Here is a 14,073-nt window from a genome sequence, read left to right as displayed (position 1 = left end):
AAATTACCCCCCTATCTTGACATTAAACCCATTCTTCTTAAAATATTCTACCAATTGTTGCATATATTTTTGTGAAGGCTCTTGTAATCCTTCTAATTTATAATTTTCTTGAAGTCTTTTATATTTATCCATACCAATTTTATGATATGGCAAAAGATTTAACTGATCCATTTTTATATCCCTTAAGAAACTTATAGTTCTATCAATGATTTCATTAGAATCATTGATACCAGGAATTATGGGAATTCTTATATATATTTTTTTTCCTAAATCTGAAAGTTTTTTAATATTTTCTAATATTGTTTCATTAGGAACACCTGTATATTTTTTATGCTCATTACTATCGATGTGTTTCAAATCTACTAAAAATAAATCTGTATAATCTAGAATTCTTTCAAAATTACTCCATGTTGTAAATGCACAAGTATCTACTGTAGTGTGAATTCCAGAATTACTACAGGCCTTAAGTGCTTTCTCTAAAAAATCAATTTGTGCCATAGGTTCTCCACCTGAAAAAGTTACTCCACCATTAGATTCCTCATAAAATATCTCATCTTTCTTAACTTCCTTAACCACTTGCTCTACTGTAACTTCTTTACCTGACAACTCTAGGGCTGCTTGTACACATACATCAGCACACTGTCCACATAATGTGCATTTACTTTTATCTAAATAAAACTTATTATCTACTATAGAAATAGCATTCTGATTACATTTATTTTCACATCTTCCACATTTAATACACTTCGAATTAAAATGCATTAACTGTGGCTCTTTTTTTTGACTTTCAGGATTATGACACCACCAACAATTTAAAGGACACCCTTTTAAAAACACAGTAGTTCTAATTCCTGGACCATCATGAATGGAATACTTTTGTATATTAAAAATTATCCCCTTGTTCAAAATATCATCCCCTTTTAAAAAACTCTAGTTTCTATTTATTTTTAAATGCATTTGGGGTATGAACCGTTAATATTTTTACTATTTTATTTGTATGATTTGCCCAATTGTGAATAAACTTAGATTCATAATGAGAGCTATCTCCTGGATATAACTCATATTTAGTATTATCTAAATATAATGTTAAAATTCCTTCAAGAACATATACAAATTCTTCACCATCATGCTGATAAGATGTTAAATTTTCAGTTCCTTCTTCAGGTAAAATTTCGTAAATTCTTGGCAATAGATCTCTATTTTCTATATCATTAGAAAGGTGATATACAATAAATTTTGATTGAACTATTTGAAAAACTTCTTTTTCATAACTTCTTAATATACTTCCTTTATTTTCTCTTGGTATATTAAAAAAGTATGATAAATCAACACCTAATACTGTAGCTATTTTCTCCAAAGAATCTATAGCTATAGTAGTTAGTCCTCTTTCTAATTGTGATAAAAAACCTATAGATAAGTTAGTTTGAGCACTAAGTTCCTTTAGTGTTAATTTTCTATTATTTCTAAGTTCTTTAATTTTACTTCCTATATCTCCAGTCATAATAAAATCCCTTCCACATTTAAATTCTTTTATATCTTCACAATAATAAAAGTTATTGTTTACTTAATATTATTATACTATTATAATAATTAAAAAGCTACTAATTTTCAAAATTATTTTTCTATCATGAAAATTTATTTTATGTATATGAAATTTTATAGAATATATTTTTGTTCATGAAATTTTTTTAAATTTTTTTATACTTCATATCTCTATCTTACCTTAATAAATTATCACTTCTATGATTTTTTTCATACTATATAAAGTATAGTATTCTTTTTAATTTGAGGTGAGCATTTTGTGGATAAAAAAAGATAATCAAAAGAATAATTATAAGAAAAATTATAAGAAGTTATATTCTGAATTACTATATAAATTAAAAAAAGAAGTGGATAAAATAAATGCTTCTGATTATAGCAAAAAATCATTAGGCAAATTTAAAGAAAATGTAGAAAATCTAGTCACTGACTCTTTAGATAAAAATAAATAGCCTATATAATTAATTAAATTTTTAAAACCGCCTTATATATATATTTAACCAGTTACTTTTTAAAACTATACTAAAAAGTAACTGGTTTTTATATTTTCTAATTCTATCTAACTAAAATTAACTTAGTAAAGCATACAGCACTTATTATTGCTACCATATCTGCAAGTAATGCTGCCCATAATGTATGTCTAATTTTTTTTATTTTAACTGAACCATAATATACTGAAACTGTATAAAAAATTGTTTCAGTTGTTCCCATAATAATAGAAGCTAAAACCCCTACATATGTATCTGGTCCATATGTTTTTATTATTTCTGTAAAAACTCCTAATGCACCACTACCTGATAATGGTTTAATTAAGACTAAAGGTAACACCTCCGAAGGTAAATCTACCGCAGATGTAACCTTTCCAACCCCACCTATAATATAATTAAGCACTCCTGATTCTCTAATTATCCCTACTGCTAAAAGCATTGCTAACAAATAAGGAAATATTCTAATACAAATACTTATTCCCTCCTTAGCTCCTTCCACAAAACATTCATACACTTTTACTCCCTTAGACATCCCAAGCAAAATAATAAGTAATATTATTACTGGAATAATAGATTTAGTAAAATTCATATTAAGCTCCTCCTAAAAATATTTTTCTAAAACTTTGCAAAATATAATTCCTGCTAAGGATGCTATAGCTGTAGATAGTATAGCTGGCAATATTATTACTGCTGGATTTTTAGAATTACACGCTGCCCTTACAGAAATAATAGTAGAAGGAATAAATTGTATACATGTAGAATTAAGAACTAAAAACAATATCATGTCATTAGTAGCATAATCTTTATTAGTATTTAACTTTTGCATTTCCTCCATAGCTTTAATTCCTGCTGGAGTAGCTGCATTGGATATTCCCATACTATTAGCAGTCAAATTCATTACAATAGATTCCATAGCCTTTTCACTTCTGCCTTCTTTTTTAAACAAAAGCTTTAAAATAGGTTGCAATATTTTTGCAATAAATTTCATTGCCCCACTTTCTTGCAATATTTTAATAACACCACACCATAGGCACATTAATCCTACTAGGGCTATCATAAGTTCTACAGTAGAACCTGCTGAAGAAACTATGACTTTTGTTAATGCGTCTCCTTTTCCCGTAAAAACGCCTACTATTATACCTACAATAATAAGTAAAAACCAAATTCCATTTATCAAGAAATCACCCCTTAAATATAATTACTACATTAATGTATATGAATGATTTCCTTAATTTTTTCCTTGTGTTTATGTTATTTTAGTGATACCATAAAATATGTTGAAAATATCAATTAGGAGAAAGTTAATGATTTCAAAAGAAACAATGCTTTATATAGAAAGTGAATACTCTATTATCAACAGCACTCCTTGTGAATTTTGCGGAAGTAATCTTATTATAGATGAATTATATGTAGAATTTATAGAGGGCTATCCACATCACCTATGTATATGTACTTGTAGTAAATGTGGAAACGAAAAAGTATTTGCATTTTCAGCCCCTTATTTTAGAAATGAAGAATTAATATTACCATCAAAATTTTTTACAAATTAAAAGTCATCGAACTATTCATTAATTCGATGACTTTTTTTATTATTTAATATTATTTAATTTAACTACACTAATTGCTTAAATCCATTACCATAAGCCTCTTTTACATCAGTTATAGTAATAAATGCATTCGAATCTAATTTATTAACCAACTTTTGAAATTTAAATATTTGTTTACTTGATACAACCATATATAACATTTTCTTTTCATTATTAGTATACATACCTGTACCATTGACAAATGTACCTCCCCTTTTCATTGAATCCTGTAATTTAGGTGCAATTTCATCAATTTTTTCTGATATAACTAATACTGCCTTAGCAGAATGTCCTCCTTCTAATATGTACCCTGCAACCCTCGATACTATAAAAGCAGATATCAATGCATACATAGCCTTTTCTTTTCCAAATACAACAGCTCCAATGACTATAATAGTAGAATCAAGTGTTTGCATAAAAACAGATATTGGAATAGATTTAAATCTAAAATGCAATAGGTTAGCAGCTAAATCAGTTCCTCCACTACTAGAAGAAGCTCTTAGTATTAATCCTATTCCACCACCTAAGGTCAGTGCTCCATAGATACTTGCTAAAAATAAATTATTTTTAGGTAACATAGATGGCAAAAATTCTACATACCATAATGCAAATGAAAGATATACCACAGTAATTACTATCCTAATAGTTGCTTTAATTCCTCTTTGTTTTATCCATAATAAAAACAAAGGTCCATTTACTAAAAGATTAGTAGTAGCTATACTAATACCCGTAAAATATTTTAAAATTACTGCTATACCTGCTAACCCTCCAATTACTAAGTTTCCCTCTGCTAAAAACTTTTGCACTGATATTGCAACCAAAGTACAGCCTAAAACTATAAGTACATAGTCTTCAATAAGTTTTTTCTTATTTTGTTCAGTTACTTTAACCATAGAAGCTCCCCCCACTAATTTTAAAAATTTATAATAAATATAATTGCTCCCCTTTAATTGTCTGAATTTTTTTAAAAACTTTTAATCATTTCATATTGTAACACTTACTTATACCAAAAACAATAAAATATTTACACATATTGTGAAAAAAAAAGTGCCGATTTTATCGACACTTTTTTTAAAATATTTCTTTATATATTTAATTTTTTATAAGGATTACAATTGTTCAGAAATTGATTTTGCTTGCATGAATAATAATAAATAATCTGCACCACCTGCTTTAGAGTCCGTACCTGATAAATTAAATCCTCCAAAAGGTTCTGCACCAACAAGTGCACCTGTACATTTTCTATTTATATAAAGATTTCCTGCATGTAATTCTCTCTTAGCAATTTCAATTTTAGTTCTATTTTTAGAAATAAATGCACCTGTCAATCCATAAACTGTTCCATTAGCAATTTCTATTGCATCTTCTAATCCCTTAGATTTTATTAATGCTACAAAAGGTCCAAATACTTCTTCTTGTGCTATTCTAGCATTTCTATCAACATCGGCAAAAACTGTTGGAGCAACAAAGAATCCTTCTTCACTTGTTCTTACGCCTCCAGTAAGTAATTTACCTTCTTTTTTACCTATTTCAACATATTTTAAAATTTTATCTACTGAATTTTGATCTATTACAGGAGATACATTTACTCCAAATTCTCTAGCTGGACCAATTTTTAATTCTTTAGTCTTAGCAACAACTTTTTCAACTATTTCATCATAAACTGTTTCATCTATAATAGCTCTTGAACAAGCTGAACATTTTTGTCCTTGGAAACCAAAAGCTGAAGTTACAATAGCTTGAGCAGCTAAATCTACATCTGCTTCACTATCTACAACTATAAAATCTTTTCCTCCCATTTCAGCTATAACACGTTTAATCCATTTTTGTCCTGGAGCTAAATCAGCAGCCATTTTATTTATTCTTAATCCTACATCCTTAGAACCAGTAAAGTTTATAAATCTAATTTGTGGATGTGAAGTTAAATAATCTCCAACTTCTCCTCCTGGTCCTGGTAAATAGTTAACAACGCCTTTTGGAAGTCCTATTTCTTCTAATACTCCCATAAATTTAGCAGCAATAATTGGTGTTGTACTAGCTGGTTTCATTATTACAGTATTTCCTGAAACTATAGCAGCTGAAGTCATACCAACTAAAATAGCTAATGGGAAATTCCAAGGTGCAACAACTAAGCCTACTCCAAGCGGAATATATTTGCACACATTTATTGAATTTTTAAGTGGTATTAATTCCATTCCTTTAGCATACTTAAGCATTTGTCTTCCATAGTATTCTAAAAAGTCTATTGCCTCTGCTACATCGGCATCAGCCTCAACCCATATCTTACCTGCCTCTTCAACAAGTAAAGCCGAAAATTCATTTTTTCTTTTTCTTAAAATAGCGGCTGCATTGAATAAATAATTAGCTCTTTGTGCTGGACAAACATTTTTCCAGCCTTCAAAAGCTTTTAAAGCTGCTTGTACAGCTTTTTCAGCTAATTCTTTATTAGCTTTAGCTGTTGTTCCTATAATCTCAGCTGATTTTGAAGGATTATAAGAAGTTATTCTTGCTTCAGTATCTATTTTTTCTCCATTAATTATCAATGGAAAGTGTCTTCCTTTTTGGCTATCAATTAAATTTAAAGCTTCTTCCATAGCTTTTTTATTTTCTGGTAAATTAAAATTAGTTAATGGTTCATTCTTGTAAGGCACTAACATTTATACTTCCCCCATTTCAAAATTTTTTAACCCTCTTAAAGTTATATACAAGTTATATAAAAATTTATATAACTTAATCACCTAATTAAAAAGCTTTTAATTTTCATAGCAAACAACTTTTTTTCATTTTAATGAATTTTACATTTAAATACATATAACCTTACTACTAAATAAATTTTGTTTTTTATTTATCTTAAATATTCATTATTTTCATTTTCATCTTTAATTTATATATAGTATATTATATATACAACTAATATTCAACTATTTTTAGTGTTATTTTTTAAACAATTCAGAATATTTTTTCGTGCTATGTACTTTCTTTTTTTTATAATTCTTCTCTTATTATATGTATATTATATAGTTTATTTGTTTATGTGTGTAAAATTTATTTCATTATCATTAAATTTGTTCACATTTTATTATTATTCCTTTTATAAATTTATTTATTACCTTGTTAAAAAATTATATATCTCATAAAAATATTAATTAATATTTTATGAACAAATCTTTATAAAAAGGGTTATACATCCTTATTAGTATAACCCTTAATCTTTGTATAATAATTTATATATACTTTTTTATTTTATATAGCTACCTTACCTGTGGCCAATCCTATTATCATTAAAATAGATATAATTAAAATAATAGCCATCCATATTTTTTCCCCTGATGTAATTTCCTTACCATTTTCCTTTTTAGCTTTTATATATACATAAATTCCTAATGCATATAAGATTACTGTAAGTCCTAAATAAAGGATTCCTACGGCATAAATTACATAAATAGTATATATAGTAGCTATTATTGCAATAACCTTATCTAGACCTGTAAATTTTTCTTCTCCTAAAGCCGCTTTGGCTCCGTATATAGCTGAGAAGAAATAAGGTATTAATATAGATGTAGTTGCTATATTATATAACATTGAATATGCCTTTTGAAATGCACCTGATAAAAGAGAAAATAAAAATATTTGTGTCAAAATTGTAGTTACCATAAGTGAATTTCTTGGAACATCATTTTTATCTAACTTACCAAGCCATTTTGGCATACTACCGCTTTTAGCAACTAAATATGGTGTTTCTGCAGCTAACATTACCCAACTAATAAAGGCACCTATTAAAGAAATTATTAGTCCTAGCTTTGCTATAATTGAACCAGATTTTCCTATTACGGTTTTTCCTAATAAATCTGCAAAAGGTGTTACGGACTTAGAAAGACTATTAGCCTGTATTGCACCCATACTAACAATTGTAATAAACATATATATTGCTAAAGTTGCTATTATACTAATAATTATTGCTTTTCCTACTATTTTTTGTGATTCTGCTCTTTCAGATAAAACCACTGCTGCCTCTATTCCTACGAAACTCCATAAAATAGTTCCCATAGAACCGCTGACTTGCTTTAATAAATTTGTAGCACTCCCTGTAGATGCTAATGTATTTTGCCAATTAGGAACGAAAAAGATATCTTTTTTAAAAATAAAAACTCCTAAAAGTATAGCAAGAACAATTGGTATAAGTTTTGCTATTGTTACTATTGAATTTATTATACTTGTATTTTTAGTTCCTCTAATTTGCAATAAATAAACTGCCCATAAAAGTACAGTTGCAAATGCAAAGGATACAATGGCACTCATTCCACCTACTAAATCAGCTAAGGTTTTTACTAATAAAACTATAAAAGCTACATTTCCTAACCAAGCACTTATCCAGTATCCCCAAGCAGAATTAAACCCTGCAAACTCTCCAAAACCTTCTTTTGCATAAGTATAAATACCACCTGTTAATTCTGGTTTTTTATTTGCCAACATATTAAAAACCATGGCTAGGGCAATAATTCCTATACCTCCAATTATCCATGCAATAACAACACTTTGTGGATTAGCTAAGTTAATAAGATCCGTAGGACTATTGAAGATTCCTCCACCTATCATAGAACCCATGCCTATTAAAACTAGCATGCTTAATCCTAATTTATCATTTTCTTTCATTCCCCTTTTTCTCTCCCTTCATTTATATATAATTTTTTCAGTAACTAGTAAAAAATTTATTTCTTAAATTTATTATTATCAATTTACCTTAAAATATTTATAAACTTTTAAAATTAGGATTAATATTTTGCTATTGCATATTTATGATTTTTTTTGTATAATAATTACACGACCCAAAAAGAGCCAACCACAATAAAGTGATTAGCTCTTAAGGTTTGTCCTTTTGTATTGTATTTTTAGTTTTATAATTAAATAAAAGTTCAGTAAGTATAATTTTTTAAATTATATTACACTGCAATTTTCCCTGTTGCAATTAGGTAGATTACTATTATAGAAATTATAAAGAAAATAACCATTGCAACTTTTTCTTTTCCTGTAACTTCTTTTCCGTCTTCCTTCTTAGCTTTTATATATACAAAGCTTCCTAATGCATATAATATAACTGTTAATCCTAGGTTAACTAATCCTACTGCATACACAACATAAATTGTATATATTGATGCTAAAGTACCTACTAATCTATCTACACCTGTAAACTTATCTTTTTCTGCAAATGAAACTTTAAATCCATAGAATGCTGAGAATAAGTAAGGTATTAAGATAGCTGTTGTAGCTATTGTAAACATTACAGAATAACCTTTTTGTAATGAATCAGATAACATAGAACATAAGAATATTTGAGTACATACAGTTGTAAGTAATAATGAATTTACTGGACAACCATATTTGTTAGTTTTTGCTAATGATTTTGGCATAGCACCATCTTTTGCTAAAACATATGGAGTTTCTGCTGCTAACATAACCCAGCTAACAAATGCACCAAATAATGAAATAATAAGTCCTAATTGAGCAATTACTGCTCCAGCTTTACCAATTGCTGTAGCACCTAATAATGCTGCGAATGGAGTAGCTGATTTACCTAATTGTTCTGCTGGAACTACACCCATAGCTATTAATGATACTAACATGTATATAGCTAATGTACAGATTAAACTTATAACGATGGCTTTACCAACTATTTTTTGTGATTTAGCTTTTTCAGATAATACAACAGCAGCTTCTACACCAATGAAGCACCATAATATTGTTCTCATTGAAGCACTGACTTGTTGTAATGCTGTAGTTTTTTGTCCTGTTGCTGCTAAAACTGTTTGCCAGTTTGCAACAAAGAAAGTATCTTTTTTGAATACAACTATTCCTAATACTACGGCTAATGCAATTGGTATTAATTTAGCAACTGTAGCTACTGCATTAATAACACCTGCATTTTTAACACCTTTATTTTGAATAAAATGAACTGCCCATAAGAATATTGATGCTAATATAAATGATACATACTTATTCATTCCACCTGCAAGGTCAGCGATAGTTTTAAATAGTAAAATAACGAATGCAACATTTCCTAACCATGCACTAATCCAATAACCCCAAGCTGAGTTAAATCCAGCAAAGTCACCGAATCCTTCTTTAGCATAAGTATAAACACCACCTGTTAACTCTGGCTTTTTATTAGCTAACATACTAAATACTAATGCTAAGAAAATAACACCTATACCACCAATAGTCCATCCTAAAAATGCTGCTTGAGGATTTGACCCAGAAATTAAGTCTGTAGGACTATTAAAAATTCCTCCGCCAATCATAGAACCGATACCTAGTAAAACAAGCATCATAAGACCTAGCTTATGTTCGTTTTGGTTATTTTCCATAAATATCTCTCCTTTTATAAGGTATTTTATTGTATTCCCTGTTAATTTTTTAACAGTTTTACAAAGAATCTTTCATTTATATTTGTCTAATATTAATTATGTATAATCCCTGAAAAAAATGTAGAAATATATATGAAATTTCTCTTTGCATGTCTTATTATAATTAATTATGTCTATCTTGTAAATTCATATTTTTGTCTTTTTCTTGTTTTTTTTTTATTATTTAAATTTTTATTGCATTTATTGAATTTTTTTCCTTGAATAAATATTTAACAACTCTTTTTCGAATTTAAGAAACAATTAGTATTAAAAAGTTTCGAATTTTTCTTATTTTTTAGTAATTACCTTGCATGAAATAGTTTTTTCAGAAATTTATAATTCTTGATTTGCTTAGTTTATATGTATCTATAAACAATTTTGTATTTTTTACCATGAATAATCTTTAAGTTTTTGTGCATATAATTCAATTAAAAATTTTTTTAATTTTTTTTACATATTTTATTTTTTTATATAATTTTGAACTTGTTTATTTAAATGTATTCTATATTTTCTATTATTTTGAATTAATTCTTTATTTTTCAACAATATTCATATACTTTTTTCTTTTTATAAACAAAAAAAGTATATGAATATTAAAATTCTAATAACTCATATACTCCTACGTTTTTATTATGAAAATTTTTCTTACTCGATCTTATATCCAACACCCCATACTGTTTTAATATACTGGGCGTTTCTTCCATTATCCTCTATTTTTTCTCTCAACCTTCTAATATGGACCATTACAGTATTTGCTGAATCAAAAAAGCTATCTCCCCAAACTTTTTCATAAATTCTCTCAGCACTAAAAACCATTCCTTTATTAATAGAAAGTAACTTCAAAATATCAAATTCTGTTGGAGTAAGTTTAATAACTCTATCATTTTTCTTAACTTCGTGTTCATCTAAATAAATCTCTAACTCCCCTATATTTATAACATTTTCTTTTTTATTTGCATAATTATTTAAAACTTTATATCTTCTTAGCTGTGATTTCACCCTTGCAACTAATTCCAATGGATTAAAAGGTTTTGTAAGATAATCATCAGCCCCAGTAGAAAGTCCTAATATCTTGTCCATATCTTCACTTTTAGCCGAAAGCATAATTATAGGTATATTATTATCTTTTCTTATCTTTATACAAGTATCTATACCATTTAAATTAGGCATCATAATATCTAAAATTATTAAATCTATTTTTTCTTTTTTTAATATTTCTAAAGCTTCTAAGCCATCCTTTGCCTTTATAGGTTCATACCCCTCATTTTTAATATATATAGATATTAAATCACATATTTCAACTTCATCATCAACAATTAATATCTTATTTCTTTCCACAAACTCTCACCCCTTATTGCAATTTACTTATATAATCTTACATTAAAGAAAATCCTATCATCTTCATAAGATGCCCATATCTCCCCATTATGTGCTTCAACAATACTTTTAGCAATGGCTAAACCTAAACCACTACCCCCTGTTGAAGAATTTCTAGATTTATCACTTCTATAAAATCTATTAAATAGTTTATCTAACTCATCTTTACTTATATCATAGCACTTATTCGAAATGCTAACTATACAATATTTTTCATCATCTTCAATATTAATTTCTATCTTTTCCTTTGGGGAACTATACTTTATTGCATTACTTAAAATATTTTCAAACACTCTAGAAATCTTATCTCCGTCAACTTCTAACATAATATTAGACTTTTTCATTTTATCATCAATTACTATATTTTTCTCCTCACAAATAGGCTCTAATTCAACTATAAGTTGACGAATAAGTTCATTTATAGCTATGTTATTTTTATTTAATTGGGCACCTTTATTATTCATTTTTGTGAAAGCAAATAAATCTTCTATTAATACTTTTAACTTTTCTGCTTTATTATACGCTATGTTTAAATACTCCTCTCTTTGTTTTTCATTTTCATATCTTCCTTCCTTAACAAGACCTATATATCCCATTACAGAAGTTAAAGGAGTTCTTAAATCATGTGAAACATTAGTAATTAATTCATTTTTAGTTTTTTCAGCTCTTCTTTCCTTTTCTATTTTGTCTTTAATTTGTTCTTCCATATAGTTAATATCATAGGCTACAATAGCTAATTCATCCTTTCCCTCTATATTTACCTTATAATCTAGATTTCCTTTAGATATTTCTCTTAAAGATTTTGATATATACTCTATATATTGAATTTTCTTCTTTGTAGCTAATAAAAATAAGATAATAAATACTACAAATGCAACTATAGATGCGAAAAATTTACTTTCAGATGTATAAAAAACAACTTCTGTACCATGCAAACTATTATCGTACATTAAATAGTAATTACTATTTAATATTTTCACTGGATAAAATGCATAATATTGATTTGCCTCCTCATTATCTGATGAATATAACTTATTTATAAAACCATATACATTTATTTTATCCACAAAAGTATTACTACCTTTAAATTTTATGTTCCCATCTAAATCAGTTAAATAAACATTTCCATTCCCTAAACTCCTGTTTAGAATTTCATTAATTCTTATATTGTTTAAAGTATCACTTGAAATATATTTTTTAACTTCTTCTATAGCATTTTCTACACTACTTGAATTTTGTATAATTTTTCTTATTTCTTCATCATTGATATCATCATGATTCACACTATACTGTGATACAATAAATTCCTTTAATTGTTCTATCGATAAATTTATTTGCCTTTTTTTATTATTATAAGTTCCTTCAATGATCTTTTTAAACTCTTCTTGATTTTCTCTTCCAAAAGAATCAATTCCTTGTTTAAAATACATTAATTCTCCTAAAGTTGTTCTAACTTCTCTATCAAGATTCTCCCGCTCTTCTTTAAAACTTATAGTAACATTTTTGGAAATTTTATTTTTTAAGTTTCGATCAACAAAATAATAGCTAAACACAGAAATAAGCAAACATATTATAGTTATTGCTAAAACTTCCATTCTTAAACTTGTCTTTATTTGTTCTTGAACATTTTTTAATATTTGTCTTAGTTTTTCTTTTCTAACATTGATTTTGTTCTTTCTTTTAAGCTTCTTTTGTTCCTTTTTAAACTTTCGTTTATCTCTCCAACTATATTTAACCGTGTCTTGTTTCTTTCCACCCTCCTCTTTCTTATGTATATCTTCTCTTATATTACTCTCTATATTTTCATGATTTTTTGTCATTTCTTCATGTTTTATATTTTCATTATCATTTAAATTCATACTATCCCTTCTTCCTTATGTACATTTTATCATTACTTATTTAAAAAAAATCTATATAAATTCTTACATTTTCTTAATATTTGAATCGAGTAGGAGCTAAATAATTATTTTATTTAGCGTCCTCTCACACCACCGTACGTACCGTTCGGTATACGGCGGTTCATTAAGAATTATGTATTAGCTGATATCTTTTAGATATACTTCTGTAACCAAGATTTTCAATATATTTGTTGTTTAAGATTGTATCAAGAATTGGGCTTTTGGATATTCTCCAATAGCCTTTTCTTGTATTTGCGTACTCCCATGCTTTATGGGTCGGAAGACCTAGTTTTATGAGGTTTCGTCCTCTAGTTTTAACCTTTTTCCATTGTTTCCAAATACAACTTCTTAACCTTCTTCTTATCCAACTATCTATTTTTTGTATTTTAGCGTTAGCTTTCGCTACTCCAAAATAATTAATCCATCCAATCGTTAATTGGTTAATCATGTAAATTCTATATTCTATACTTATACCTTTATTACGATTTGTTAATTTTCTTATTTTGTTTATGAATCTTTTATATGACTTTTCATGTATCCTTATATTGGCTCCGCCTTTTACAAAATAGAATTAAAAACCAAGAAATTTTCTTCTCGTCACAAAATCTACTGCACTTTTATTTTCATTAACTCTAAGTTTTAATACATCTTCAAGTACTCTTCTTGTACTTGCCATAACTCTTATTCCTGCCTTTTTGCTTTTTACATATATATTACAATCATCTGCAAATCGACAAAATCTATGACCTCTTTTCTCAAGTTCTTTATCTACTTCATCAAGCAT

Annotated in this window: 14 protein-coding genes; 2 read left to right on the top strand and 12 right to left on the bottom strand. The window is 27.4% G+C overall.

Going from position 1 to position 14,073, the window contains the following annotated elements; genetic code table 11:
* Positions 1 to 3 precede the first annotated feature (3 nt).
* Together QOZ93_RS00065 and QOZ93_RS00060 are read right to left on the bottom strand one after the other, a co-directional pair.
* On the bottom strand, positions 4 to 906 hold the full coding sequence (locus QOZ93_RS00065; protein ID WP_307354643.1) for a trans-4-hydroxy-L-proline dehydratase activase: 903 nt from the start codon (positions 904 to 906) through the stop codon (positions 4 to 6).
* Positions 907 to 937: 31 nt separating this feature from the next.
* Positions 938 to 1,501, bottom strand: coding sequence for a helix-turn-helix domain-containing protein (locus QOZ93_RS00060; protein ID WP_111943981.1), 564 nt, complete (start codon positions 1,499 to 1,501; stop codon positions 938 to 940).
* Positions 1,502 to 1,799: 298 nt separating this feature from the next.
* On the opposite strand from QOZ93_RS00060, the gene QOZ93_RS00055 reads away from it, so the two are divergent.
* A complete protein-coding gene (locus QOZ93_RS00055) occupies positions 1,800 to 1,991 on the top strand; it encodes a hypothetical protein (protein WP_307354642.1) in 192 nt (63 codons plus the stop codon).
* Between the two features lie 103 nt (positions 1,992 to 2,094).
* On the opposite strand, the gene QOZ93_RS00050 is transcribed toward QOZ93_RS00055, so the two are convergent.
* Both QOZ93_RS00050 and QOZ93_RS00045 read right to left on the bottom strand, forming a co-directional pair.
* Complete coding sequence (locus tag QOZ93_RS00050) at positions 2,095 to 2,616, bottom strand: spore maturation protein (RefSeq protein WP_307354641.1); 522 nt, start codon at positions 2,614 to 2,616, stop codon at positions 2,095 to 2,097.
* 12 nt (positions 2,617 to 2,628) lie between these two features.
* Positions 2,629 to 3,204 carry a nucleoside recognition domain-containing protein gene (locus tag QOZ93_RS00045; RefSeq protein WP_307354640.1) on the bottom strand — a complete coding sequence of 192 codons (576 nt, stop codon included), beginning with the start codon at positions 3,202 to 3,204 and terminating at the stop codon, positions 2,629 to 2,631.
* A gap of 127 nt (positions 3,205 to 3,331) precedes the next feature.
* On the opposite strand from QOZ93_RS00045, the gene QOZ93_RS00040 reads away from it, so the two are divergent.
* The gene (locus QOZ93_RS00040; protein ID WP_307354639.1) at positions 3,332 to 3,577 is read left to right on the top strand and encodes a metal-binding protein; all 246 of its coding nucleotides are present in this window, start codon (positions 3,332 to 3,334) and stop codon (positions 3,575 to 3,577) included.
* Positions 3,578 to 3,639: 62 nt separating this feature from the next.
* On the opposite strand, the gene QOZ93_RS00035 is transcribed toward QOZ93_RS00040, so the two are convergent.
* From QOZ93_RS00035 to QOZ93_RS14015, 8 genes are all read right to left on the bottom strand, one after another.
* The gene (locus tag QOZ93_RS00035) at positions 3,640 to 4,506 is read right to left on the bottom strand and encodes a YitT family protein (protein ID WP_307354638.1); all 867 of its coding nucleotides are present in this window, start codon (positions 4,504 to 4,506) and stop codon (positions 3,640 to 3,642) included.
* Positions 4,507 to 4,722: 216 nt separating this feature from the next.
* Complete coding sequence (gene pruA, locus QOZ93_RS00030) at positions 4,723 to 6,270, bottom strand: L-glutamate gamma-semialdehyde dehydrogenase (protein WP_111943987.1); 1,548 nt, start codon at positions 6,268 to 6,270, stop codon at positions 4,723 to 4,725.
* A gap of 586 nt (positions 6,271 to 6,856) precedes the next feature.
* Positions 6,857 to 8,266 carry a basic amino acid/polyamine antiporter gene (locus tag QOZ93_RS00025; RefSeq protein WP_307354637.1) on the bottom strand — a complete coding sequence of 470 codons (1,410 nt, stop codon included), beginning with the start codon at positions 8,264 to 8,266 and terminating at the stop codon, positions 6,857 to 6,859.
* A gap of 287 nt (positions 8,267 to 8,553) precedes the next feature.
* Positions 8,554 to 9,975: a basic amino acid/polyamine antiporter gene (locus QOZ93_RS00020; RefSeq protein ID WP_307354636.1), complete on the bottom strand. Its 1,422-nt coding sequence runs from the start codon at positions 9,973 to 9,975 to the stop codon at positions 8,554 to 8,556.
* A gap of 684 nt (positions 9,976 to 10,659) precedes the next feature.
* Complete coding sequence (locus QOZ93_RS00015; RefSeq protein ID WP_307354635.1) at positions 10,660 to 11,352, bottom strand: response regulator transcription factor; 693 nt, start codon at positions 11,350 to 11,352, stop codon at positions 10,660 to 10,662.
* A 23-nt stretch (positions 11,353 to 11,375) separates the two neighbouring features.
* Entirely contained in the window at positions 11,376 to 13,250 is a 1,875-nt protein-coding gene (locus QOZ93_RS00010; RefSeq protein WP_307354633.1) for a sensor histidine kinase, read from the bottom strand.
* Between the two features lie 163 nt (positions 13,251 to 13,413).
* Positions 13,414 to 13,800, bottom strand: coding sequence for a group II intron maturase-specific domain-containing protein (locus tag QOZ93_RS14020; RefSeq protein ID WP_340343054.1), 387 nt, complete (start codon positions 13,798 to 13,800; stop codon positions 13,414 to 13,416).
* Between the two features lie 60 nt (positions 13,801 to 13,860).
* Positions 13,861 to 14,073, bottom strand: a 213-nt coding sequence (locus tag QOZ93_RS14015; RefSeq protein WP_340342880.1) for a reverse transcriptase domain-containing protein, incomplete at its 5' end; no start/stop codon positions are given.

It is taken from the genome of Hathewaya limosa, from assembly GCF_030815255.1.
Lineage (GTDB): Bacteria > Bacillota > Clostridia > Clostridiales > Clostridiaceae > Hathewaya > Hathewaya limosa.
The sequence above is the reverse complement of the archived record's forward strand: the minus strand, read 5'-3'. Positions and strand labels throughout refer to the sequence as shown.

Coding starts and splice junctions, on each gene's coding strand:
- QOZ93_RS00010 (WP_307354633.1), bottom strand. CDS start 13,250: ATGAATTTAAATGATAATGAAAATATAAAACATGAAGAAATGACAAAA.
- pruA (WP_111943987.1), bottom strand. CDS start 6,270: ATGTTAGTGCCTTACAAGAATGAACCATTAACTAATTTTAATTTACCA.
- QOZ93_RS00025 (WP_307354637.1), bottom strand. CDS start 8,266: ATGAAAGAAAATGATAAATTAGGATTAAGCATGCTAGTTTTAATAGGC.
- QOZ93_RS00050 (WP_307354641.1), bottom strand. CDS start 2,616: ATGAATTTTACTAAATCTATTATTCCAGTAATAATATTACTTATTATT.
- QOZ93_RS00040 (WP_307354639.1), top strand. CDS start 3,332: ATGATTTCAAAAGAAACAATGCTTTATATAGAAAGTGAATACTCTATT.
- QOZ93_RS00035 (WP_307354638.1), bottom strand. CDS start 4,506: ATGGTTAAAGTAACTGAACAAAATAAGAAAAAACTTATTGAAGACTAT.
- QOZ93_RS00020 (WP_307354636.1), bottom strand. CDS start 9,975: ATGGAAAATAACCAAAACGAACATAAGCTAGGTCTTATGATGCTTGTT.
- QOZ93_RS00060 (WP_111943981.1), bottom strand. CDS start 1,501: ATGACTGGAGATATAGGAAGTAAAATTAAAGAACTTAGAAATAATAGA.